At 73.4% G+C, this 23069-nt stretch carries 24 protein-coding genes and 2 pseudogenes; 10 read left to right on the top strand and 16 right to left on the bottom strand.

Annotated features, from left to right (window positions below; translation table 11 throughout):
* Positions 1–127: 127 nt before the first annotated feature.
* The 3 genes from D1J60_RS23250 to D1J60_RS23240 all read left to right on the top strand — a co-directional run bounded on the left by D1J60_RS23250 (position 128) and on the right by D1J60_RS23240 (position 3276).
* Positions 128–1399, top strand: a complete 1272-nt coding sequence (locus D1J60_RS23250; protein ID WP_125602977.1) for a CBS domain-containing protein — start codon at positions 128–130, stop codon at positions 1397–1399.
* A gap of 166 nt (positions 1400–1565) precedes the next feature.
* Positions 1566–2072: a DUF1003 domain-containing protein gene (locus D1J60_RS23245; protein WP_206436661.1), complete on the top strand. Its 507-nt coding sequence runs from the start codon at positions 1566–1568 to the stop codon at positions 2070–2072.
* Positions 2073–2115: 43 nt separating this feature from the next.
* The gene (locus D1J60_RS23240; RefSeq protein ID WP_007266355.1) at positions 2116–3276 is read left to right on the top strand and encodes an Mrp/NBP35 family ATP-binding protein; all 1161 of its coding nucleotides are present in this window, start codon (positions 2116–2118) and stop codon (positions 3274–3276) included.
* A gap of 85 nt (positions 3277–3361) precedes the next feature.
* On the opposite strand, the gene D1J60_RS23235 is transcribed toward D1J60_RS23240, so the two are convergent.
* From D1J60_RS23235 to sigE, 5 genes and pseudogenes are all read right to left on the bottom strand, one after another.
* Complete coding sequence (locus D1J60_RS23235; RefSeq protein WP_125822406.1) at positions 3362–4096, bottom strand: hypothetical protein; 735 nt, start codon at positions 4094–4096, stop codon at positions 3362–3364.
* A gap of 135 nt (positions 4097–4231) precedes the next feature.
* On the bottom strand, positions 4232–4681 hold the full coding sequence (locus D1J60_RS23230; RefSeq protein WP_125822405.1) for a sec-independent translocase: 450 nt from the start codon (positions 4679–4681) through the stop codon (positions 4232–4234).
* A 171-nt stretch (positions 4682–4852) separates the two neighbouring features.
* Positions 4853–5926: pseudogene (locus tag D1J60_RS38865) on the bottom strand (trypsin-like peptidase domain-containing protein); the annotation flags it as partial.
* A gap of 515 nt (positions 5927–6441) precedes the next feature.
* Positions 6442–6912: pseudogene (locus tag D1J60_RS38860) on the bottom strand (zf-HC2 domain-containing protein); the annotation flags it as partial.
* Complete coding sequence (gene sigE, locus D1J60_RS23215; RefSeq protein WP_125605623.1) at positions 6909–7688, bottom strand: RNA polymerase sigma factor SigE; 780 nt, start codon at positions 7686–7688, stop codon at positions 6909–6911. The pseudogene D1J60_RS38860 and the gene sigE, both read right to left, overlap by 4 nt.
* Before the next feature lie 167 nt (positions 7689–7855).
* Here sigE and D1J60_RS23210 point away from each other — a divergent pair, with 167 nt between their 5' ends.
* On the top strand, positions 7856–8518 hold the full coding sequence (locus tag D1J60_RS23210) for a class I SAM-dependent methyltransferase (protein WP_125605621.1): 663 nt from the start codon (positions 7856–7858) through the stop codon (positions 8516–8518).
* 237 nt (positions 8519–8755) lie between these two features.
* Here the strand turns inward: D1J60_RS23210 and D1J60_RS23205 are convergent, their stop codons facing one another.
* Complete coding sequence (locus D1J60_RS23205) at positions 8756–8923, bottom strand: DUF3117 domain-containing protein (RefSeq protein ID WP_003966491.1); 168 nt, start codon at positions 8921–8923, stop codon at positions 8756–8758.
* Positions 8924–9255: 332 nt separating this feature from the next.
* Here D1J60_RS23205 and D1J60_RS23200 point away from each other — a divergent pair, with 332 nt between their 5' ends.
* On the top strand, positions 9256–10059 hold the full coding sequence (locus tag D1J60_RS23200) for an enoyl-CoA hydratase-related protein (RefSeq protein WP_125599846.1): 804 nt from the start codon (positions 9256–9258) through the stop codon (positions 10057–10059).
* Positions 10060–10063: 4 nt separating this feature from the next.
* Here the strand turns inward: D1J60_RS23200 and D1J60_RS23195 are convergent, their stop codons facing one another.
* Together D1J60_RS23195 and D1J60_RS23190 are read right to left on the bottom strand one after the other, a co-directional pair.
* The gene (locus D1J60_RS23195) at positions 10064–10645 is read right to left on the bottom strand and encodes a DNA-3-methyladenine glycosylase I (protein ID WP_125599843.1); all 582 of its coding nucleotides are present in this window, start codon (positions 10643–10645) and stop codon (positions 10064–10066) included.
* A complete protein-coding gene (locus D1J60_RS23190) occupies positions 10642–10971 on the bottom strand; it encodes a DivIVA domain-containing protein (protein ID WP_125599841.1) in 330 nt (109 codons plus the stop codon). Before D1J60_RS23190 ends, D1J60_RS23195 begins: the two co-directional genes overlap by 4 nt.
* A gap of 82 nt (positions 10972–11053) precedes the next feature.
* Here D1J60_RS23190 and folP point away from each other — a divergent pair, with 82 nt between their 5' ends.
* On the top strand, positions 11054–11914 hold the full coding sequence (gene folP, locus D1J60_RS23185; protein WP_125822402.1) for a dihydropteroate synthase: 861 nt from the start codon (positions 11054–11056) through the stop codon (positions 11912–11914).
* Between the two features lie 66 nt (positions 11915–11980).
* On the opposite strand, the gene D1J60_RS23180 is transcribed toward folP, so the two are convergent.
* Together D1J60_RS23180 and dapE are read right to left on the bottom strand one after the other, a co-directional pair.
* Positions 11981–12745, bottom strand: coding sequence for a TIGR00730 family Rossman fold protein (locus tag D1J60_RS23180; protein WP_125599835.1), 765 nt, complete (start codon positions 12743–12745; stop codon positions 11981–11983).
* Positions 12746–12809: 64 nt separating this feature from the next.
* Positions 12810–13889, bottom strand: coding sequence for a succinyl-diaminopimelate desuccinylase (gene dapE / locus D1J60_RS23175; RefSeq protein WP_125822401.1), 1080 nt, complete (start codon positions 13887–13889; stop codon positions 12810–12812).
* A gap of 87 nt (positions 13890–13976) precedes the next feature.
* Between dapE and D1J60_RS23170 the strand changes: the two genes are divergently transcribed.
* Both D1J60_RS23170 and D1J60_RS37725 read left to right on the top strand, forming a co-directional pair.
* The gene (locus D1J60_RS23170) at positions 13977–14960 is read left to right on the top strand and encodes a hypothetical protein (protein ID WP_241253374.1); all 984 of its coding nucleotides are present in this window, start codon (positions 13977–13979) and stop codon (positions 14958–14960) included.
* A 394-nt stretch (positions 14961–15354) separates the two neighbouring features.
* Positions 15355–15717, top strand: coding sequence for an ATP-binding protein (locus D1J60_RS37725; RefSeq protein ID WP_125822400.1), 363 nt, complete (start codon positions 15355–15357; stop codon positions 15715–15717).
* Positions 15718–15802: 85 nt separating this feature from the next.
* On the opposite strand, the gene dapC is transcribed toward D1J60_RS37725, so the two are convergent.
* On the bottom strand, positions 15803–16897 hold the full coding sequence (gene dapC, locus D1J60_RS23160; protein WP_125822399.1) for a succinyldiaminopimelate transaminase: 1095 nt from the start codon (positions 16895–16897) through the stop codon (positions 15803–15805).
* Positions 16898–17009: 112 nt separating this feature from the next.
* Complete coding sequence (fdxA, locus tag D1J60_RS23155; protein ID WP_007266339.1) at positions 17010–17342, bottom strand: ferredoxin; 333 nt, start codon at positions 17340–17342, stop codon at positions 17010–17012.
* Between the two features lie 116 nt (positions 17343–17458).
* Between fdxA and D1J60_RS23150 the strand changes: the two genes are divergently transcribed.
* Both D1J60_RS23150 and D1J60_RS23145 read left to right on the top strand, forming a co-directional pair.
* Positions 17459–18442 (top strand): GNAT family N-acetyltransferase, encoded by a 984-nt coding sequence (locus D1J60_RS23150; protein ID WP_125822398.1) that lies wholly within the window; start codon positions 17459–17461, stop codon positions 18440–18442.
* Positions 18439–19224 (top strand): transglutaminase-like domain-containing protein, encoded by a 786-nt coding sequence (locus D1J60_RS23145; protein WP_125822397.1) that lies wholly within the window; start codon positions 18439–18441, stop codon positions 19222–19224. The genes D1J60_RS23150 and D1J60_RS23145 overlap by 4 nt, the downstream gene beginning before the upstream one ends.
* 114 nt (positions 19225–19338) lie before the next feature.
* Here the strand turns inward: D1J60_RS23145 and D1J60_RS23140 are convergent, their stop codons facing one another.
* The 4 genes from D1J60_RS23140 to D1J60_RS23125 are packed head-to-tail and all read right to left on the bottom strand — an operon-like array spanning position 19339 to position 22853.
* Positions 19339–19989, bottom strand: a complete 651-nt coding sequence (locus tag D1J60_RS23140) for a response regulator transcription factor (RefSeq protein ID WP_125822396.1) — start codon at positions 19987–19989, stop codon at positions 19339–19341.
* Positions 19986–21152, bottom strand: coding sequence for a sensor histidine kinase (locus tag D1J60_RS23135; RefSeq protein WP_125822395.1), 1167 nt, complete (start codon positions 21150–21152; stop codon positions 19986–19988). The genes D1J60_RS23140 and D1J60_RS23135 overlap by 4 nt, the downstream gene beginning before the upstream one ends.
* Before the next feature lie 4 nt (positions 21153–21156).
* Positions 21157–21966, bottom strand: a complete 810-nt coding sequence (locus D1J60_RS23130) for an ABC transporter permease (protein WP_164720951.1) — start codon at positions 21964–21966, stop codon at positions 21157–21159.
* On the bottom strand, positions 21963–22853 hold the full coding sequence (locus tag D1J60_RS23125) for an ABC transporter ATP-binding protein (protein ID WP_125824153.1): 891 nt from the start codon (positions 22851–22853) through the stop codon (positions 21963–21965). The genes D1J60_RS23130 and D1J60_RS23125 overlap by 4 nt, the downstream gene beginning before the upstream one ends.
* Between the last annotated feature and the right edge of the window lie 216 nt (positions 22854–23069).

The following is a 23069-nucleotide window of genomic DNA, read 5'->3' as shown; positions in this document are numbered from 1 at the left end:
GGGGGCGCGGCCCCGGCGGACCCCCGGACACACCCCGGCCGGACGGCCCCACCAGGACGCCTTCGCCCGCCACGGGCTAGCCTGAGGCACGGCACGACTGTTGATGGACGCTCTAGGAGGCGCACGGATGGCTGCAGGCGCCCCGCGGATCTTCGTCTCGCATCTGTCGGGTGTGCCCGTCTTCGACCCCAACGGCGACCAGGTCGGCCGCGTCCGCGACCTCGTCGCGATGCTGCGGGTCGGCGGCCGCCCGCCCCGGCTGCTGGGCCTGGTGGTCGAGGTCGTCAGCCGGCGGCGGATCTTCCTGCCGATGACGCGGGTGACGGGCGTGGAGTCCGGCCAGGTCATCACGACCGGTGTGGTCAACATGCGGCGCTTCGAGCAGCGCCCCACCGAGCGGCTGGTCCTCGGCGAGCTGCTGGACCGGCGGGTGCGCCTGGTCGACGGCGGCGAGGAGGTCACCGTCCTGGACGTGGCCATCCAGCAGCTGCCGGCCCGCCGGGACTGGGAGATCGACCGGATCTTCGTGCGCAAGGGCAAGGGCGGTGCGCTGCGCCGGCGCGGCGAGACGCTGACCGTGGAGTGGTCGGCGGTCACCGGCTTCTCCCTGGAGGAGGAGGGCCAGGGCGCCGAGAGCCTGGTGGCGACCTTCGAGCAGATGCGTCCGGCGGACCTGGCGAACGTCCTGCACCACCTGACGCCGAAGCGGCGCGCCGAGGTGGCCAACGCCCTGGACGACGACCGGCTCGCGGACGTCCTGGAGGAGCTGCCCGAGGACGACCAGGTGGAGATCCTCGGGAAGCTGAAGGAGGAGCGCGCCGCCGACGTCCTGGAGGCCATGGACCCCGACGACGCGGCGGACCTGCTCTCCGAGCTGCCGGAGGAGGAGAAGGAGCGGCTGCTGACGCTGATGCAGCCGGACGACGCGGCCGACGTGCGGCGCCTGCTGTCGTACGAGGAGAACACCGCGGGCGGTCTGATGACGACCGAGCCGATCGTGCTGCGCCCGGACGCCACCGTCGCGGACGCGCTGGCCCGCGTGCGCAAGTCGGACCTGTCGCCGGCGCTGGCCGCGCAGGTGTACGTGTGCCGGCCGCCGGACGAGACGCCGACGGGCAAGTACCTGGGGACGGTGCACTTCCAGCGGCTGCTGCGGGACCCCCCGTTCACGCTGGTCAGCTCCCTGGTGGACGCGGACCTGCCGCCGCTGCGCCCGGACGCCTCGCTGCCCGCCGTGACGAGCTACCTGGCCGCGTACAACATGGTCGCGGCGCCCGTCGTGGACGAGAGCGGCTCGCTGCTGGGCGCGGTGACGGTGGACGACGTCCTGGACCACCTGCTGCCCGACGACTGGCGGGAGACGGACTTCCATTCCGAGGAGGCCCTGCGTGGGCACTGAGCGCGGGCGCGGCGATGCGGGGCGCGAGCGGCGCCGGGAGCGGCGCGAGCATGCCCGGGAGGGGCTCTCGGAGCGCTTGGAGGAGGCGGCCGAGCGGCTCCGCAACGAGCGGACGGAACGTTCCGCCGAACGGGCGAGGAGTGCGGCGCCCGCGGGTGCGAGCGCGCTGACGCGCTCGCGCGTACGGCTGGACCAGCCGCGCTCGGACCGCCGCAAGCTGCTGCCCGAGTACGACCCGGAGGCGTTCGGGCGGCTGTCGGAGCGGGTGGCGCGGTTCCTGGGCACGGGCCGGTTCATCGTCTGGATGAGCCTGGTCATCGTGGTGTGGGTGCTGTGGAACGTGTTCGCCCCGGACCACCTGCGCTTCGACCAGTACCCGTTCATCTTCCTGACGCTGATGCTGTCGCTCCAGGCCTCGTACGCGGCCCCGCTGATCCTGCTCGCGCAGAACCGGCAGGACGACCGGGACCGGGTCACCCACGAGCAGGACCGCAAGCAGAACGAGCGCTCCATCGCGGACACGGAGTACCTGACCCGGGAGATCGCGGCGCTGCGGATGGGCCTGGGCGAGGTCGCCACCCGCGACTGGATCCGCTCGGAGTTCCAGGACCTGATCAAGGAGATGGACGAACGGCGTTTGTTCTCGGGTGAAAGTGACGAAGGCGACCGCTGATCGGCTTACCCGGGCCCTGCTACCGAGCCGTACCATCGGGGGCATGGCTACCGAGACACCCTCCGCCGCCGCGCCGGAGCAGGACGCGATCCTGGACGCGCTGGCGACGGTCAACGACCCCGAGATCCACCGGCCGATCACCGAGCTCGGCATGGTCAAATCGGTGGAGATCGGCGAGGGCGGCGCCGTCGCCGTCACGGTCTACCTCACGGTGTCGGGCTGCCCCATGCGCGAGACCATCACCAAGAACGTCACCGAGGCCGTCGAGAAGGTCGCGGGCGTCACCTCCGTCGCCGTCTCGCTGGACGTGATGAGCGACGAGCAGCGCAAGGAGCTCGCGGCGACCCTGCGCGGCGGCACCGCCGAGCGCGAGGTGCCGTTCGCCAAGCCGGGGTCGCTGACCCGCGTCTACGCGGTCGCGTCCGGCAAGGGCGGCGTGGGCAAGTCCTCCGTGACGGTCAACCTGGCCGCGGCGATGGCGGCCGACGGCCTGAAGGTCGGCGTGGTCGACGCGGACATCTACGGGCACAGCGTGCCGCGGATGCTCGGTGTGGACGGCAAGCCCACCCAGGTCGAGAACATGATCATGCCGCCGTCCGCGAACGGCGTGAAGGTCATCTCCATCGGCATGTTCACCCCGGGCAACGCCCCGGTGGTGTGGCGCGGCCCGATGCTGCACCGGGCGCTGCAGCAGTTCCTGGCGGACGTGTTCTGGGGTGACCTGGACGTGCTGCTGCTGGACCTGCCGCCGGGCACCGGCGACATCGCGATCTCGGTCGCGCAGCTGGTGCCGAACGCCGAGATCCTGGTCGTGACCACCCCGCAGCAGGCGGCGGCCGAGGTCGCGGAGCGGGCCGGCTCGATCGCGGTGCAGACGCACCAGAAGATCGTGGGTGTCGTCGAGAACATGTCGGGCCTGCCGTGCCCGCACTGCGACGAGATGGTGGACGTGTTCGGCTCGGGCGGCGGCCAGAAGGTCGCCGACGGCCTGACCAAGACGGTCGGCGCGACGGTTCCGGTGCTCGGCACGATCCCGATCGACGTCCGGCTGCGCGAGGGCGGCGACGACGGCAAGCCGGTCGTGCTGTCCGACCCGGACTCCCCGGCGGGCGCGGCCCTGCGCACCATCGCGGGCAAGCTCGGCGGCCGCGCGCGCGGCCTCTCGGGCATGAGCCTGGGCATCACGCCGCGCAACAAGTTCTAGGCAACAAGTTCCAGGGAGGGGCACCACCTGGCGGTGGTGCCCCTCCGCGCTGCGCGGACCCTGCGGAACGACCGCCCGCGCCGGCCTACTCGTACGCCGCGAGGTCGATGGCCGAGAAGCCCAGCCCGTACGCGCTCATGCCCCGCCCGTACGCCCCCAGGTGCACCCCGCTGCCGGTGGAGCCGGCCAGTACCCAGCCGAACTCCGACTCGCGGTAGTGGAACGGCATCGGCTCCCCGTCCACCGGCAGCGACAGCGTCGACCAGTCCGGCCCCGCGAGGTCGTCGGCGAGCTCCCAGGCGGCCTCCGTCTGCTGGTCGAGCCAGTCGGCGCGCCGGGTGTGGTCCATCTGCGGCGGCCAGCTGTAGGACAGCAGGCCCGAGCCGGCCAGCCAGGCCGCCGAGGAGACCGAGGTGGCCTCCAGGACGCCGGTGCCGTCGCCGCTGCGGCGCTGCGGGTTGCCGGCGACGGTGATCACCACCGCGAAGCGGTCCTTCTCGCCGGTGGCGATCTCGCCCCGGGCGGACGGCTCGTCGCCGTGGCCGGTGGAGCCGTGCTCCACGCTGCCGTCGGCGCCGGTGCCGACCTGCATGAGCCAGCGGGGGCCGCTGAAGGCCCCGTCCAGGCCGTACCAGGGGAACTCGGCGCTCAGGTAGCCCGCCGCTCCCCGGCGGGCCTTCGGGAAGGGTGCGGCGGCTTCCGGGGGCTGTCCGGGCGCGTCCTGCCCGCCGGTGTGTTCCGGGGGGCCGGCCGGCGCGGGTGCGGCTTCGGACGCTTCGGCGGGCTGTACGCCCACCCGGCTGCTGCTCGTCGTCTCCATGGCGGCCTCTCGTTCCGTGGGGTCCGGAACGGCCCACCCCCTCGCCTGGCTGGGGGGACCCCCCTCCGCGGGCGGCCTGGGTCCGGACAGATGGAGGATAGCCATCCGGTCCCGGATCGACGGGCAGGCTGCGGATCAGGTGGCGTCGGCGTCGAAGGGGGTGCGGGGCTCCTGGGCCGGTGCGGCGGGCTTCTTCAGCAGGTCCGGACCGCTACCGGCGGCGGGCGTGGCGGACGGCGCGGCGCCGGCCCGCGGCAGGTCGCTCTCGCGGCCGTTCACCGCGTCGGTGACCTCGTTCAGCTCCTTGCGGAGGTCGAAGCTGCCGCGCAGCTCCCGGAGGTCCTCGTTCTCGGTGAGCTGCTTGCGGATGAAGGTCTTCGGGTTCAGGTCCTCGAACTCGAAGTCCTTGAACTCGGGACCCAGTTCGGAGCGGATGTCCTGCTTGGCGTTGTCCGAGAACGCGCGGATCTTCCGGATGAAGCCGGAGACGTCCTGGATCACCTTCGGCAGTTTGTCCGGGCCGAAGACGAGGATGGCGAGCACCACGATCGTGACCAGCTCGAGTGCGCCTATGTCGTTGAACACCTTGCCGCTCCTCGGCTCTCTCCACTTCCGGCCCGGTCAACGGTACCCGGCGTTCCTTGCGCTCCCCTACGCCGGTGCGCGACCGGTCCCGGATTCACCCGGGCGTCATCCGGTGTTCGTGTGGCGGACCGGTTGCCGGGGGACCGCCCCCCCGGGGGCCTGGAGGGCCGCTCAGGAGCCGCTCGCCGAGCCGAGGACCACCTCCAGGGTGCGTTCCCCGCCGTCGCGCACAACGGTCAGGGCGAGGCGGTCGCCGGGCCGGTGGGCCCTGATCTTGATGATCAGCTCGTCGCCGCCGTGCACGCGTACGCCGTCCACCTTGGTGATCACGTCTCCGGGCCGGACGCCGGCACGGGCGCCGGGGCCGTCGGCGACGACCGAGGGCTTGCCGTCCTCGCCCTTGACGTCGACCCGGGCTCCGTCGCCCTTGTACTCCATGTCCAGGGTGACGCCGATGACGGGGTGGGTGGCGCGGCCGGTGCGGATGAGCTCCTCGGCGACCCGCTTGCCCTGGTTGACGGGGATGGCGAAGCCGAGGCCGATGCTGCCGCTCTGGCGGGTGGGGTCCTCGCCGTCCTCGCCCTTGTCGGCGCCGCGGATGGCGCTGTTGATGCCGATCACGTGGGCGCGGGAGTCGAGGAGGGGGCCGCCGGAGTTGCCGGGGTTGATGGGGGCGTCGGTCTGGAGGGCGTCGACGTAGCTGATGTCGCTGCCGTCGCGCTTGCCGCCGCCGGCCGTGATGGGGCGGCCGGTGGCGCTGATGATGCCCGAGGTGACCGTGTTGGAGAGGTCGAAGGGGGCGCCGATGGCCACCACCGGGTCGCCGACGCGGACGTTCTCGGAGTTCCCGAGCGCCAGCGGGCGCAGGCCGCGGACCCCGCTGACCTTCACCACGGCCAGGTCGTAGCCGCCGTCGCGGCCGACCAGCTCGGCGCGCACGCTCTCGCCGGTGCTGAAGGTGACCGTTATGTCGCGGGCGTCGGCGACGACGTGGTTGTTGGTCAGGATGTGGCCCTGGTCGTCGAGGACGAAGCCGGTTCCGGTGCCGCTGCCGCCGCCCCCGCTGACGTGCAGGGTGACCACGCCGGGCAGGGCGGTGGCCGCGATGCCGGCCACGCTCTCGGGGGCCCGGTCCTTGGCGTCGGCGGCGGCCTGCGGGAGCTCCAGCCGGGTGCTGGTGCGCCGCTCGGCCAGGATCCCGAGGTAGCCGCCGGCGCAGCCCGCGAGGAGGGCGATGACCGCGCCGACGACCGCCAGCCGCCACAGCGCGGGGGCGCCGTTGGGCGCCCTGCCCTGGTCGACGACCTGGTACGGGCCGGCGGCCCAGGGGTCGTAGCGGGGGCCGGGAGCGGAACCGGGGGCCGGGTCAGGGGCGGGGGCGGGCGGGGTCCGGCCGGTGTCCGCGTCCGGTCCGGGCTCCGGCACGGCGGCGGGCCGGCTCCACCATGTCGGAGCCGGACCGTTCTGCTGACTGTCGGACATGGGCGCTCCCCCGCGGGCCTGGCGCACCGCGGGGCGGCGCGTGTGCCGCAGATTCAACCAGGTACCCGGGCCCTCGGGGGCCCGGGTCAGCGGGAGAGGGAAACCGGCCGGGCCGTCGCCGGGGCCGAGGAGGCCGCCGTCGGCAGCTGCCCCACCGGGACCGGGCCGGTCGTCACGCCGGGGGTCGGGACCCGGTCGCGCACGAAGGCGTCGGTCAGCGGCACCGCGGGTCCGGGTCTGGTCGCGGGGGCCTCCCCCCGGGGGTTCGGCTCGACCCCGTCCAGCGGCAGCGAGCCGCCGAGGGCGATCGCGGCCAGCGACACGGCTCCCGCCGCCACGAAGGCGAAGCGGCGTCTGGGCCGGCCCACCTCGTGGATGCGGAAGCCCTCGCGGGGGGCGGCGGGAGCGGAGTACCCGAACGAGGAGAACGGGTCGACGCCCGGAGCCGGGGGCGCGAGCGGAGCCCCCGGTCCGCCGCCCGGACCGGGGGGCCCGGCGGGCCCGTCCGGGCCCGCTCCCGGCAGCCCCTGGAGCCGGGCCAGCAGGCCGGCCGACAGCGGTGGCGGTGCGCTCTCCACGAACAGGGTCTTCAGCCGGCGCTGCGCGTCGGCCTCGGCCTTGCACTTGGCGCAGGTCGCCAGGTGCGCCAGCACCCGCTCGCGCGCGTCGTGCTTCAACTCCCCGTCCACCAGGGCGGCGAGCCGGTCGCCCAGGTGCTGTTCGGCGGGGGAGGGACTCGCCCCGCTCACTCGGCTCCGCCCTCTCCCCCGGCGCCCGGCGCGCCCACCGCCACGCCCGCCAGCGCGCGCTGCTCGGCGCGGAACTCGGGGGAGCGGTGCTTGAGCGCCTTGCGCAGGTGCGAGCGGCCGCGGTGGATGCGGCTGCGGACGGTGCCGAGCTTCACACCGAGGGTGGCGGCGATCTCCTCGTAGGACAGGCCCTCGATGTCGCAGAGCACCACGGCGGCGCGGAACTCGGGCGCGAGGGTGTCCAGGGCCTGCTGCACGTCGGCGTCGAAGTGCGTGTCGTGCAGGACCTGCTGGGGGGACGGCTCGCGGCTCGGGAGCCGCTCGGCGGCGTCGTCGCCCAGCGCGTCGAAGCGGATCCGCTGCTTGCGGCGCACCATGTCCAGGAACAGGTTCGTGGTGATGCGGTGCAGCCAGCCCTCGAAGGTGCCGGGCGTGTAGGTGGACAGCGAGCGGAAGACGCGGACGAAGACCTCCTGCGTCAGGTCCTCGGCGTCGTGCTGGTTGCCCGTCAGGCGGTAGGCGAGGCGGTAGACCCGCGCGCTGTGCGTGCTGACGATCTCCTCCCACGAGGGAGGGGTCCACGCCTGGGAGCCCGCGTCGGCGGCAAAGGTCGCGGTGGTCGCGGTGTGGGCGGTGTGGAAGCGGTCAGCGGTGTAGGTCACGGATTTCGGCTCACCCGCCGACCAGAAGAGACGTCTGAGGACGCCTCCACGATCCACAGGCGCAGCCGCACCTCCCCTGTCGGCTCTGGTGGTGTCCAGTGGAGCCCCTACCATAGCCACCCCTCCCGTCAGCTCTGGATAAGCATTTTTGCAGTAACTTTGCACGGAGCTCGGGGTCCGGACCGCCGATCTGCCCGCAGCCGTCCCCTCTATCCCGCCTCTCACCCTCCCAACGCCCGGTCCCATCTGCGGGTTCCCGACGTCAGCGGATACAGTCACCGTTGCGCCAACTATGGGGACAGGAGAGGGTCATTAGCGGCAACCGGCAGACGAGCTGGGCGTTCGCCGACGCGTTTGTCGCCGAGGACGACGCTCTGCGATGGGCCCGCGACCGGTCCAGGGAAGCGGGCCTGCGGTCCGTGTCCCCCGGCACCGGGGCCGCGCTGCGTCTGCTCGCCGCCACCGCGGACGCCAAGGCCGTCGCCGAGATCGGCACGGGGACCGGCGTCTCGGGGATCCACCTGCTGCACGGGATGCGGCCGGACGGGGTCCTGACCACGGTGGACCCCGAACCCGACCGACAGGCCTTCGCCCGGCAGGCCTTCCGCGCGGCCGGCTTCGCGGGGAACCGCGCGCGGTTCATTCCGGGGCGGGCGCTGGACGTGCTGCCGCGGCTCGCCGACGGCGGGTACGACCTGGTCTTCTGCGACGGTGACCCGGCCGAGTCCCTCGACTACCTCGCGGAATCGTTGCGGCTGCTGCGTCCCGGGGGGCTGGTGTGCTTCGAGGGCGTCTTCGCGGACGGGCGCACGGTCGACTCGGCGGCCCAGCCGGTGGAGGTGATCCGGGTGCGGGAGCTGCTGCGCAGCGTGCGGGAGAGTCCGGCGCTGGAAGCCGCCCTGCTCCCGGTGGGGGACGGGCTCCTCTGCGCCGTCCGGCGGTAGCCCGCTGCGCGGGGCTGGTCCCCTACCCGCCCTTCGCCCGTTCCCCGGGCTGCGCACCCCTCCTGGGGGCTCCGCCCCCAGACCCCCGCGCCTCAAACGCCGGCGGGGCTGTCCATAGGCCCGCCGGCGTTTGAGGCGACAGGCGCCCCGGCGCCGCACCGCGCGAGCGGCGCCATGAAAACAGCTCCGCCCCCGCCGCGGGGCGGCAGGGGCGGGGCAAGATCAAAGGGTCGGGGCTCAGCCGACGACCTTCTTCAGGGCGTCACCCAGGGCGTCCGCCTCGTCCGGCGTCAGCTCGACGACAAGCCGACCGCCGCCCTCGAGCGGTACGCGCATGACGATGCCTCGCCCCTCCTTGGTGACCTCGAGCGGGCCGTCGCCCGTCCGCGGCTTCATGGCCGCCATGCTCGTTCCCCTTCCTGAAACCAGCTCATCGTCAGCCGACGGCCCCGTTCAGGCGCCTAGTACCCGGCATCGAACACATTGCTTCCCAGCCATTATCCCGCATGTCAGGACCCGATGACCAACATCGGAAGGGAACGCTTGCGCAACGCGCGCGACCAAAACCACTCATTTCGGGGATCCGCCTGCGATACTTCGCCGTCGCCCCCGGGGGTGGGGCTCCGCTTTGTTTGACGCACATCACATGCCCGCCCCCGGTCACGTCCGCCATGCTGGCCCTTGCACCGGCCGGTACCGGCCGGTAGCCAAGCCCGCGACGAAGGGGGACCCCCGCCATGGCCGACAGCGTGCTCTACGAAGTGACCGACGGACTCGCGACCGTCACGATCAACCGGCCCGACGCGATGAACGCCATGAACACGGAGGCCAAGGTCGCGCTGCGCGACGCCGTCCAGGCGGCGGCCGCCGACACCGCCGTACGGGCGGTGCTGCTCACCGCCGCCGGCGACCGGGCCTTCTGCGTGGGCCAGGACCTCAAGGAGCACATCGGCAACCTCGCCGCGGACCGCGAGAACGGCTCGACGCTCACCATGAGCACGGTCTCCGAGCACTACAACCCGATCGTGCGGGCCCTGACGGAGATGCCCAAGCCCGTCGTGGCCGCGGTCAACGGCGTCGCCGCCGGCGCCGGCTTCGGGTTCGCGCTCGCGGCGGACTTCCGCGTCGTCTCCGAGACCGCGTCCTTCAACACCTCCTTCGCCGGGGTCGCGCTGACCGCCGACTCCGGGGTGTCCTGGACCCTGCCCCGGCTGATCGGCGCCTCCCGGGCCTCCGACCTGCTGCTGTTCCCCCGCACCGTCAAGGCGCGGGAGGCCTTCGAGCTGGGCATCGTGAACCGGCTGGTGCCCGCGGAGTCGCTGCGCGCGGAGGCCGAGAAGGTGGCCCGGACCCTGGCCTCCGGCCCGACGGTGGCCTACGCGGCCGTCAAGGAGTCCCTGGCGTACGGGGCCTCGCACAGCCTCTCCGAGGCCCTGGAGCGCGAGGACGTCCTCCAGACCCGCGCGGGGGCCTCCGAGGACCACTCCATCGCGGTCGAGGCCTTCCTCGCGAAGCAGCAGCCGCGGTACCTGGGCCGCTGACGCCTCACCCCTCGCGGGACACGCAGCCCGCGAGGTGGTCGTTGACCAGGCCGCAGGCCTGCATCAGGGCGTAGGCCGTGGTCGGCCCGACGAAGCGGATGCCCGCCTTCTTCAGGGCCTTGGCCAGGGCCGTGGACTCCGGGGTCACCGCCGGCACGTCGGCGGTGCTCCTCGGGGCCCGGCCCCGCTCGGCGGGGGCGTGGGACCAGATCAGCTCGTCCAGCTCCCCCGCCCCCCAGCCGGCCAGCACCTTCGCGTTGGCGAGGGTGGCCTCGATCTTGGCCCGGTTGCGGATGATCCCCTCGTCGCCCATCAGCCGTTCGGCGTCGGCCGGCCCGAACTCGGCGACCGCCGCGATCTCGAAGTCCGCGAAGGCCTTGCGGAAGCCCTCGCGCCTGCGCAGGATCGTGATCCAGGACAGCCCGGACTGGAAGGCTTCCAGGCACAGCCGTTCGTACAGGGCGTCGTCCCCGTGGACGGGCTTGCCCCATTCGGTGTCGTGGTAGGTGACGTAGTCCTCCGTGGAGAGCCCCCAGGGGCAGCGCAGGCCGCCGTCCGGGCCCGCCAGCAGTCCCGCGCCGCTCACCGCTCGTCCTTCGTGAGGTCGACCCGGTCCGCCGGGGCGTGGGCGCGCGCGGCCGTCAGCTCCGCGATCCGCGCGTCCCGCTCGGCCAGCTCGGCGGCGAGCCGGTCCAGTACGTCGTCCACCTCGGCCATCCGGTAGCCGCGCGGCGCGACCGGCAGGCGCAGCGCGTCGATGTCGGCCCGCACCACCGGCCGGCTCTCCGGGAGCGCGTCGGCCACCCGGTCCGGCTCGGCCTCGGGCAGTACGGCTTCGGAGCCGCCGCCGACCACCGCGAGGGTGACCGCGGCCACGACCACGACCAGCGCGATCAGCAAGAACCAGAACACGATCAACTCCCCTGAGAGACTCCTGCCCTCAGGTTAAGGTCGCAGACGAGGCGCGAGGGTCGCCGAAGGAGGAAAGAGCAGGATGCTGCGACTGGGCAGGCGCGAGTTCGACACCCACGAGCCGGTGATCATGGCCATCGTGAACCGCACCCCGGACTCCTTCTACGACCAGGGCGCCACCTTCCGCGACGAGCCGGCCCTCGACCGGGTGGAGCGGGCCGTGGCCGAGGGCGCGGCGATCATCGACATCGGCGGGGTGAAGGCGGGCCCCGGCGAGCACGTGGACGCGGCGGAGGAGGCCCGGCGCACGGTCGGCTTCGTGGCGGAGGTGCGCCGCCGCCACCCGGACGTGGTGATCAGCGTGGACACCTGGCGGCACGAGGTCGGCGAGGCGGTCTGCGAGGCCGGGGCGGACGTGCTGAACGACGCGTGGGGCGGGGTGGACCCGAAGCTGGCGGAGGTCGCCGCGCGCTACGGCGCGGGCATCGTGTGCACCCACGCGGGCGGGGTCGAGCCGCGCACGCGGCCGCACCGGACCTCGTACGAGGACGTGGTGGAGGACATCCTGCGCGTCACGGTCGGGCTCGCGGAGCGGGCCGCGGCCCTCGGGGTGCCCCGCGAGTCGATCATGATCGATCCGGGTCACGACTTCGGGAAGAACACCCGGCATTCGCTGGAGGCCACCCGCCGGCTCGCGGAGATGACCGAAACCGGTTGGCCGGTGCTGGTCTCCCTGTCCAACAAGGACTTCGTCGGCGAGACCCTCGACAAGCCGGTCAAGGAGCGCCTGCTGGGCACCCTGGCGACCACGGCCGTCTCGGCCTGGCTCGGCGCGCAGGTCTACCGCGTCCACGAGGTCGCGGAGACGAAGCAGGTCCTCGACATGGTCCGCTCGATCCAGGGGCACCGCCCGCCGGCCGTCGCCCGCCGCGGCCTGGCCTGAGGCACCCCGAGCGCCCCCGAGCCGCGCCGCCGTGGCGGCGCGGCCGTGGCGGCGCGGCCGTGGTTCCTACTTGCCGACTTCCTTCGTGACCAGCGCGATCGCCTCGTCCACGTCGTCCGTGACGTGGAAGAGGTAGAGGTCCTTCTCCGAGGCCTTGCCCTGGGCGATGACCGTGTTGCGCAGCCAGTCGATCAGGCCGCCCCAGTACTCCGTGCCGAAGAGCACGATGGGGAACCTGGTGATCTTCTGCGTCTGGACCAGGGTCAGCGCCTCGAACATCTCGTCCAGGGTGCCGAGCCCGCCCGGCAGGACCACGAAGCCCTGGCTGTACTTCACGAACATCGTCTTGCGGACGAAGAAGTACCGGAAGTTCAGCCCGAGGTCGACGTGCTGGTTGAGCCCCTGTTCGAAGGGGAGCTCGATGCCCAGGCCGACGGAGATGCCGTTCGCCTCGCGGGCGCCCTTGTTGGCCGCCTCCATCGCGCCCGGGCCGCCGCCGGTGATCACGGCGAAGCCGGCCTCGACGAGGGCGCTGCCGATGCGTACGCCCGCCTCGTACTCGGGCGAGTCCACCGGCGTCCGGGCGGAGCCGAACACACTGATCGCGGGCGGCAGCTCCGCCAGGGTGCCGAAGCCCTCGATGAACTCCGACTGGATGCGCAGGACCCGCCAGGGATCGGTGTGCACCCACTCGGAGGGACCGGCCGAGTCCAGCAGCCGCTGGTCCGTCGTACTGCCCGCCTGCACCTGGCCCCGCCTGCGCAGCACCGGCCCGAGCTGCTGCTCCTCGGGCCGACGGCGAGACCCCTCGGCATTGCCGTGGTTGCCCATGATGTGCTCCCTCCAGCTGATCGTTGGATCAGGTTAGGCGCACGAAGGTGGCCGGAAGGGGAATTTACGAGGTCAGCCAGGCGCGGAGTCGTTCCTCGCAGTGCAGGATGGCCTTCGTCTCGACACGCTCGTCGACCTTGTGGGCCAGCAGCGCGTCGCCCGGCCCGTAGTTGACCGCCGGGACGCCGAGCGCGCTGAAGCGGGAGACGTCGGTCCAGCCGAACTTGGGCATCGGACGGCCGCCGACCGCCTCCATGAAGGCCGCGGCGGCCGGGTGGGACAGGCCGGGCAGGGCGCCGCCGGAGGAGTCGTCGACCACGAACTCGGCGATGTCGCAGTCCGCGAAGACCTCCTTGACGTGGGCCAGCGCGTCGGCCTCGCTGCGGTCGGGGGCGTAGCGGAAGTTCACGGTGACCGTGCAGGCGTCGGGGATGACGTTGTTGGCGACGCCGCCCTCGATGCGGACCGCGTTGAGGCCCTCGTGGTACTCCAGGCCGTCGATGACCGGCTTGCGGGGCTCGTACGCGGCCAGCTTCGCCAGGATCGGGGCGGCGGTGTGGATGGCGTTGGAGCCCATCCAGCTGCGCGCGGAGTGGGCGCGCTCGCCCTCGGTGCGCAGCAGCACGCGCAGGGTGCCCTGGCAGCCGCCCTCGACCTCGGCGTTGGAGGGTTCCAGCAGGACGGCGAAGTCACCGGTCAGCCAGTCGGGGTGGGCGGCGGCGACCTTGCCGAGGCCGTTGAGGTCGGCGGCCACCTCCTCCTGGTCGTAGAAGACGAAGGTGAGGTCGCGGTTGGGTTCGGGGACGGTCGCCGCGATCCTCAGCTGTACGGCGACCCCGGACTTCATGTCCGTCGTGCCGCAGCCCCACAGGACGTCGTTCTCGTCCAGGCGGGACGGGACGTTGTCGGCGATCGGCACGGTGTCGAGGTGGCCGGCGAGTACGACGCGTTCGGCGCGGCCGAGGTGCGTACGGGCGACGACGTTGTTGCCGAGGCGGTCGACGGTGAGGTGCGGGAGGGCGCGCAGCGCCGCTTCCACCAGGTCGGCGAGGACCTTCTCGTCGCCGCTCACGGAAGGGATGTCGACGAGCCGGGCGGTCAGCTCGGCAGCGTCCAGGGTGAGGTCCAGCTCGGATTCGGACATGGAACTGACCCTAACGCCCCGGGATGGGAGGGAAGCGGGAGCGTCCGCCCGGTGGACGGTTTATCGGCCTCAAGTACGGTGGGCCGCGTGTCCGAGACCGATCGCTCCCGCCCCCGCCGCCGCCGGCCGTTCCGCAAGGCCGTAGGCCTGGTCGTCCTGCTCGGGGTGATCGGGTACTTCGTCGTCCAGCGGGAATCCGACAACGGCGCCTCCTACTGCACGGCTTCGGCGACCGGGGCGGCGGGCTCCGCGGGTGCGGGGGACGTCCAGACGTACGAGATGACCCCGGAGCAGGCGTCGAACGCGGCGACGATAGCCGCCGTCGGGATCTCCAAGGGGCTGCCGGACCGGGCGGTGACCATCGCGCTGGCCACGGCGATGCAGGAGTCGGGTCTGCGCAACCTCGACCACGGGGACCGGGATTCGCTGGGGCTGTTCCAGCAGCGGCCCTCGCAGGGCTGGGGCACCCCGGAGCAGATCATGGACCCGGTGTACTCGGCGGGGATCTTCTACGACCGGCTCGCGGAGATCAAGGGGTACACCCGGCTGCCGCTGACGGTGGCGGCGCAGAAGGTGCAGCTCAGTGGTTTCCCGCAGGCGTACGCGAAGCACGAGCCGGACGCGACGGTGCTGACGGCGGCCTTCGGTGAGAACGGCACGCCGGCCTCCCTGGTCTGCTCCGGCCCGATGCCCTCGGCGGGCGACCCGGAGAAGGTGCGGGCGGAGCTGGTACGGGCGTTCGGGGCGCCGGCGCGGGAGGCGCTGGGCGCGGGCCGGGCGGGCGCTCCGGCCGGGTCGGTGCCCGAGGCGGAGGTCGGGCTGCGGCTCAAGGAGGGCGGCGGTCCGGCCGAGGCGCGGCGCGGGCGGGCGATGGCCCACTGGGCGGTGGCCCGGTCGAAGGAGCTGGGCATCGCGCGGGTGTCGTACGACGGCTCCTCGTGGGCGGCCGGGCGGGACGGCGGCGCCTGGCAGGCCAAGGGCAGGGGCGGCGGCAAGGCAGGTGGCGGCGGTGCGCGCGACGCGGCGCCGGGCGAGGTCCGCATCTTCATGGCCCGCGCCACCCCCCGCTGACGCACGCACCCGCCGATCCGGCGGCACCCGCCGGACCCGGGGCATCCGCTGGCCCGGCGGCACCCGCCGCCCCGCGGTACTCACCAGCCCGGTCGGCCCAGACCGTCGGCCGGGGGGCGGCGCCCCGCGTGGGCGCCCGGCGCGCGGCCGGGCGGCGGGGGCGCCCCCGCGGCACGGTCACCCGTACGCCCCGTCACCCGGGAGGGGGGTCCACGCCTTCGGCCCGTACACCCGGAAGGCGGACAGAACCGCAGGTCGGCGCGGGTCCGGTGCTCTTGTCACGGAAGCCGATTAAACGATGCGTTACTGATCCTTTACCCGGGGGGTCCGCAACTCCCCCCACCCCGGGAGCGGTTGTACACGGCGTACTCAGCCGCTACCGCTTAGGAGCATCATGACCCTCCCCCTGACCCGTCGGATCGCCCGCGCCGCGCTTCTCCTCGCTGCCGGTACCGCTCCCGTGGTCGGTGCGGCAGGCGCCGCCAGCGCGGCCGACGCCGTGGGCCTGGAGTCCCTGCCGAAGCTGAACACGCTCACCGCCCCCGACGCCGGCGCGGCCACCGACGCCACGCACACCGCCACCGAGGCCCTCCCGGCCGCCGCCCCCGTCGCGGCCCCCGCCACCGAGGCCCTCGGCGGCGCCGGCGGAGCCACCCAGACGCTGGGCGGCCTGCCGGTCGCCGGTCAGGCCCTGGGCGGCGGCCTGCCGGGCGGCGGCCTGCCCGGCGGCGGCCTTCCGGGCGGTCTGCTGGGCTGACCCGCGTCGGGACCCACGAACGCCCGAGGGGGCCGGGAGCAACAGCTCCCGGCCCCCTCGGCGCGCTGCCGGCGGGCGGCGCCGGTCAGCCGAGGCGCTTGACCGCGGCGGCGACCCGCTCGTCGGTGGCGGTGAAGGCCACGCGGACGAAGTTCGCCCCGGCCTCGCCGTAGAAGTCGCCCGGCGCGACCAGGATGCCGAGCTCCGCGAGGTGCGCGACGGTGTCCCAGCAGGGCTCGTCGCGGGTCGCCCACAGGTAGAGGCTGGCCTCGCTGTGCTCGATGCGGAAGCCGTGCGCTTCCAGGGCCGTGCGCAGCGCCTCGCGGCGGGCCGCGTAGCGGGCGCGCTGCTCCTCCACGTGGGCGTCGTCACCGAGGGCCGCCACCGTGGCGGCCTGGACCGGGGCGGGGGTCATCATGCCGCCGTGCTTGCGGATCTCCAGCAGCTCGCCGAGGACGGCCGCGTCTCCGGCGATGAACGCGGCCCGGTAACCGGCCAGGTTGGAGCGCTTGGAGAGCGAGTGGACCGCGACGAGGCCCTCGTAGGAGCCGCCGCACACGTCGTCGTGCAGCACGGAGACGGGCTCGGCCTCCCAGCCCAGCTCCAGGTAGCACTCGTCGCTGAAGACGAGGACGCCGTGCTCGCGCGCCCAGGCGACGATCCGGATCAGCTCTTCCTTCGGGATGACCTTGCCGGTGGGGTTGGACGGGGAGTTGAGCCACAGCAGCTTCACGCCCGCCGGGTCCAGCTGCGTCGGGTCGTCGTAGACGACGGCCTCGGCGCCGCACAGCCGCGCGCCGACCTCGTACGTCGGGTACGCGAGGCGCGGGTAGGCGACCTTGTCACCGGCGCCCAGGCCCAGCTGGGTCGGCAGCCAGGCCACCAGCTCCTTGGAGCCGACCACCGGCAGGACGTTGCGGTGTCCGGCGGCGCTCGCACCGAGGCGGCCGCGCAGCCAGCCGGTGATCGCGTCGCGCAGGGCGGGCGTGCCCCACACGGTCGGGTAGCCCGGGGAGTCGGCGGCGGCGACGAGGGCGCGCTGGATCAGGTCCGGCACCGGGTCCACGGGGGTGCCGACGGACAGGTCGACGATGCCGTCAGCGTGGGCCGCCGCCGTGGCCTTGTACGGCTCCAGCTTGTCCCAGGGAAAGGCGGGAAGACGGTCGGAAACTGCGGCCACGGTGCTCTCTGCTCTCTGTGGGGTGCTGGGGCTGTGTCGTACGGAGAAACGGCTCGGTCCCGCGCGGCAGGAGTGCCGTACGGGACCGAGAAGCGCGTCTGCCGTGAACCGGTCAGTGCTCGCCGGCGTTGATGTCGGCGGGCAGCGCCGCGACGAAGGGATGGTCGCGCTCGATCAGGCCGAGCTTGGAGGCACCACCGGGCGAGCCGAGCTCGTCGAAGAACTCGACGTTCGCCTTGTAGTAGTCCTTCCACTCCTCCGGGGTGTCGTCCTCGTAGAAGATGGCCTCGACGGGGCAGACCGGCTCACAGGCGCCGCAGTCGACGCACTCGTCCGGGTGGATGTACAAGGACCGCTGGCCCTCGTAGATGCAGTCGACGGGGCACTCTTCGATACAGGCCTTGTCCTTGACGTCGACACAAGGCTCCGCGATGACGTAGGTCACGCTCTCGTTCCTCCTCGGTAGGGCTGTCCATTCGCGCGGGAGCGCGGCGTCGTCGATGCCCGCACCTAGTATCTCCGTTCCCGGGCACGATCCGAACAGGAGGGGCGGACAGAGCTGTGGAAATCACTGCCGGTGGGCTGCTGGAGATCCGTATTACCCCGGCTGACGTGGGTAAACGAGTCTCCGTACGACGGGTGGAGGGCGGCCGGAGCGGTGCCCCGGCGTTCACGGACGCGGTCGGGGTTCTCACATCCTGGAACGGGGGTGTGCTCACGATCACACGCAAGGACGGCGTGTCCGTCCACATCCCGGAATCGTCGCTGGTCGCGGGCAAGGTCGTGCCCCCCGCGCCGGCCCGGCGGCGGGGTCCCGCGGCCTCCTTCGAGGAGCTGGCGCGGGTCACGGCGCGGGCCTGGCTGCCGCTGGAGAGCGAGCCGCTCGGCGAGTGGACGCTGCGGGCCGCCGCCGGGTTCACGCGGCGCGCCAATTCCGCGCTCCCGCTCGGCGACCCCGGCATATCCCTGGACGAAGCACTCGCGCGGGTGACCTCCTGGTACGCGGAGCGCGACCTTCCGGCGTACGTGCAGGCCGCGACGGGCGCCGCCGGGACGCAGGAGCTGCTCTGCGCGGAGCTGGAGCGGCGCGGCTGGGTGAACGAGGTCTCGGCGGAGGTCCGCGTCGGGGGTCTGGCCCCGGTGGGCGACCTGGACGCGGACGTGGCGGCGGTACGGCTGACCCGCGAGCCGGACGAGCGGTGGCTCGCCCGCTACGGCAGGGTCCGGGACCCGGAACTCGCCCGGCGGATGCTGGTGGAGGGCCCGTCGGTGTGGTTCGCCTCCCTGGACGGCGGCCGGGCGATCGGGCGCTGTGTGGTCGACGGCCGCTGGGCCGGCTTCGCGGCCGTCACCGTCGCCCCGGAGGACCGGCGGCGGGGGCTCGCGACGGCGGTGATGACGGCGCTGGCCCGGCGGGCGCTGGAGGAGGGTGCTTCGGCGGCGTGGCTCCAGGTGGAGACGGACAATCCGGCGGCGCGGGCCCTGTACGACGGGATGGGCTTCGCCACGCACCACTCCTACCACCACTTCCGGGCGGCGCGGTGAACACCCGGGAGCTGTTCGCGGCGGAGGCCCGCGCGGAGCGGCCCGACCTGGCCCGGCTGTGCCTGCTGCTGGCCGCGGAGGCGGATCCGGCGCTGGACGAACACGCCATGGACCGGGCCGAGATCGAGCTGGACCGGCTCGCGGGCATGCTGCCGTACGGGCTGCGGGACGCGCGGTCGTGGGCGGCGGCGGTGACGGAACTGCTGGGCGGCCGGCTGGGCTTCCACGGCACCCCGAAGGACTACGACCGGCTGTCGTCCTCCCTGCTGCACGAGGTGCTGCAGCGGCGGCGGGGCCTGCCGATCCTCCTCTCGGTGGTGTGGCTGGAGGTGGCGCGGCGGGCGGGCGCGCCGGTGTACGGGCTGGGGCTGCCGGGGCACTTCGTGGTGGGCTTCGGGGACCCGGAGGAGTCGGTGGTGGTGGACCCCTTCGCCGGCGGCGCCTCGCTGGGCGCGGGCCCGGCGGAGCTGGCGGCCGCGCCCAGGACGCCGGCCCGCACGCTGGACATCGTGCTGCGGATCCTGAACAACATCCGCGTCTGGGCCTCCTCCCGCCCGGAGCACTCGGCGGTCGCCCTGTGGGCGCTGGACCTGTCGCTGCTCCTGCCGTCCCATCCGGCGGCCCTGCGGTACGAGCGGGCGCGGCTCCTGGTGGAGCGGGGCGCGTTCCGCGAGGGGGCGGCGGAGATGGACGCGTACGCGGAGGTCATGGACGCGGTGGACAAGTCCGAGGCGGGGCGCATCCGCGGCGAGGCCCTCGCAGCTCGCGCCCTGCTGAACTAGCCTCGCCGCCGGGCCCGCCCGGCCGCCGCGCGAATCCAGCCCGCGCTGGGGGCACCTCCCAGCGGTAGCTGGGGGAGTTTGAGCGCACCGGGCGCGGAGCGTCCGGTACCGGGGTCAGGGGCGGAGCCCCTGGAGCCCCTGGAGCCAGCCCTTCTCGCGGGCCACGCGCACCGCTTCGGCGCGGTTGCGGGACGCGAGTTTCTGGATGGCCGTCGAGAGGTAGTTGCGGACCGTGCCCTGGGAGAGGCCGAGGCGGGAGGCCAGTTCGGCGTTGGTCGCGCCGAACTCCGCCGCCCGCAGGACCTCCCGCTCGCGGTCCGTCAGGGGGTTCGCCCCCTCCGCGAGGGCCGCCGCGGCGAGGGTGGGGTCGATGACGCGCTCCCCCGCCAGGACCTTGCGGACCGCGTCGGCGAGCTGGGCGGCCGGGGCGTCCTTGACCAGGAAGGCGGAGGCGCCCGCCTCCATCGCGCGGCGGAGGTAGCCGGGGCGGCCGAAGGTGGTCAGCACGACGATCTTGACGGCGGGGAGGGCGGCCCGCAGCTGCGCGGCCGCCTCGATGCCCGTCATGCCCGGCATCTCGATGTCGAGCAGGGCCACGTTCACGTCGTGGGAGCGGGCCGCCGCGACCACCTCGTCGCCCCGGGCGACCTGGGCCAGGACCTCGATGTCCGGTTCCAGTCCGAGGAGAGCCGCGAGGGCCTCCCGGACCATCGACTGGTCCTCCGCCAGGAGGATCCGGATGGGGGCGGCGCCGGTTTCGCTCATGACCCGGATCCTAGGGGGACCCGCGCCAGCAGGCGGAAGCCGGACTTGCCCGCCGGCCCGGCCGACAGGGTGCCGCCGACCGCTTCCAGGCGCTCCGTCAGGCCGGTCAGTCCGTTGCCGGGGACGGCGGGGCCGCCCGTCCCGTCGTCGGTGACGGTCAGCTCGACGACCGGGCCCGCGAGGGTCTGGCGGGTGGTGAGGGTGACGGTGCAGCGCCGGGCCCCGCTGTGCCGGACCACGTTCGTGACGGCCTCGCGCAGGGACCACGCCAGCGCCGACTCCGTCTCCTCCGGCAGCTGGGCGTCGTCGCAGCCGGCCGGCAGGTCCGCCGTCACGCCCGCCGCCGCCAGCGCCGTGCGCGCGCCCGCGAGTTCGCCGGGCAGCGTCGGCCGCCGGTAGCCGCTCACGGCCTCCCGTACGTCGACCAGCGCCTGCCGGCTGACCCGTTCGATGTCCGCGACCTGCTGGGCGGCCCGTTCGGGGTGCTCGGGCAGCATCCGGCCCGCCAGCTCGCTCTTGAGCGTGATCAGCGACAGCGAGTGGCCCAGCAGGTCGTGCAGGTCGCGGGCCATCCGCAGGCGCTCCTCGTTGGCGGCGAGCTCGGCGACCGTGGCCCGGGCCTGGCGCAGCTCCGTCGTGGTCCGGATCATCGCCCGGACCCCGACCATCGCGAAGCCGCCCATCAGCGCGGGGACCACCAGCCCGGCCAGGTACTGGGTGCCGCCCGGGACCGCGAGGGCGACCGCCGTCAGCAGCGCGGTCGCGCCGGGGACGGTCCAGCGGGACACCTCCCCCGGCAGTGCGGCGCCGGAGGAGATGGACACGTACACAAAGAGCACGAGCCACTCGCGGCCCAGGGTCAGCGACAGCACGGTGGCCTGCGTGGCGAGCACCGCGAGGGAGACCAGCACCCGGGGCACCGGCATCATCTTGACGGTGCGGAAGACCAGCACCAGGTACCAGCAGGTGAAGGCCAGCAGGCCCAGGCCGCCGAGCAGCCGGGCGCCGGTGCTGTGCCCGCCGCTGACCAGGTCGGTGACGGGGGCGCTGAGGTAGAAGAGCCAGATCCCGATCCACAGGCTCTTCACCACCTTGTGGGTGGTGGTCTCCGGTGCCTGGCCGATGCGGTGCAGACCGTCGGCCTCCTCCTGTGTCAGCGCCACGTCCTCAGGCCTTCAGCGAGTCCTTGCGGTACAGCCAGGCGGCCGCACCGGTGAACAGTACGAAGTACACGGCGAGGATCGCCACGTCCTTGGCGTGCGGCGCGCCCCCGAGCTCGATGGCCTGGCCGAGGCCGGTGTAGGCGCGGGTCGGCAGCCACTCGCAGATGTCGCGGAGCCACTGCGGGAAGTTCGCGGTGGGCATCCACAGGCCGCCGAGGATCGCCAGGGCGAAGTAGATCAGCATCGTGATGGGGCGGACGTTGTCCGCGCTGGCCAGGTAGCCGATGGCGACGCCCAGCGCGGCGAAGACGAGGCTGCCGGCCCAGATCGAGCCGGTGAGGGCGAGCCACTGCCAGGCCTCGAACCGTACGCCCTTGGCCCCGGCGGCGACGGCGAAGACGACCAGGATGGACGGCAGGGACAGGACGCCGGCGCTGGCGGTCTTGGCGAGGACGTAGCCGTGTCCGGGCAGGGCCGTCAGCCGCAGCTGGCGCACCCAGCCCTTCTCCCGCTCCTTGGCGATGCGCTCGCTGTTGCCGACCAGCACGGCGGTGAGGGCGCCGAAGGATGCCATGGCGACCATGTAGAAGGCGGGCATGGTCAGTTCGGTGCCCATGACCTTCGTCGTGCCGTCCAGGGTGCCGCCGAGCATCAGGAAGAGGGCGGCCGGGTAGAGGACGGTGAAGAACAGGTACTTCTTGTTGCGCAGGGCGCGGGTGATCTCCAGCCTGACCAGCCGCAGGGTGCCGGTGCTGACGGAGTTGGCGGTGCTGACGGAGTTGGCGGTGGTGGCGGTGGTGGCGGTGTTCGTCATCGGGTGGCCTCCTCGGCCTCGGTGAGGGCGATGAAGGCCTGTTCCAGGCCGAGGCCGGCGACCTCCAGGTTGCGCGGGCGCAGGCCGAGCGCGTACACGGCGTGCACGGTGGCGTCGGCGTCGCGCGACTGGAGCCGTACGGAGCGGCCGGTGAGGTCGAAGGCGGTCAGGCCGGGCAGGGCGCGCAGCGCCTGCTCGTCGACCGGCCCGTCGAGGTCGAAGGCGACCTTGCGGGCGCCGGCCCTGGCCTTGATCTCGGCGGCGGTGCCGTCGGCGAGCAGCCGGCCCTTGTTGAGGACGAGGACGCGGTCGGCGATGGCGTCCGCCTCTTCCAGGTAGTGGGTGGCGAACAGGACCGTGCGGCCCTGGGCGGCCTGTTCCCGCATGGTGGCCCAGAAGGCCTGGCGGGAGGTGACGTCCATGCCGGTGGTGGGCTCGTCGAGGACGATCAGGTCGTTGCGGCCGGCGGTGGCGAGGGCGAAGCGCACGCGCTGCTCCTGGCCGCCGGAGAGCTTGTTGACGAGCCGGCCGGCGATCTCCTCGATCCCGGCCCGGCTGAGCACCTCGTCGACGGGGTACGGGCGCGGGTGCAGGGCGCAGCCGAGGGTGACTAGCTCGCGCACGGTCACCTCCTCCATGAGGCCGCCGCTCTGGAGCATGGCGCCGACCCGGCCGGAGGCGATGGCCTCGCGGGGGGTGGTGCCGAAGAGGCTGACGGTGCCGGAGTCGGCGGGGCGCAGGCCGAGGAGCAGGTCGAGGGCGGAGGACTTGCCGGCGCCGTTGGGGCCGAGGAGCGCGACGGTCTCGCCCGGGTGGAGTGCGAGGGAGAGTCCGTCGACGGCCCGGACCTTGCCGTAGCTCTTGGTCACGTTCTGGAAGGACACCACGGTTGCGGTGTCGCCGGTTCCGTCTGCGGGGCCCGGGGCGGCGGGGTGTGCCGCGGTCGTCGTCGTCATGCACCAAGGTTCGCCCGTGCGGGGGTGGGTGCGGCAGTGTCGCGGGTCGTGACTCCGGCATGACGGATGTCATGCGCTGGGGGTGACATGCCTGGTGGGGCGGGGTTCCGGATGCGGCGATGCCCCTTCCCAGGGGGCCGGGGAGGG

The sequence above is a fragment of the Streptomyces sp. W1SF4 genome, assembly GCF_003950035.1.
GTDB lineage: Bacteria > Actinomycetota > Actinomycetes > Streptomycetales > Streptomycetaceae > Streptomyces > Streptomyces racemochromogenes.
The sequence above is the reverse complement of the archived record's forward strand: the minus strand, read 5'-3'. Positions and strand labels throughout refer to the sequence as shown.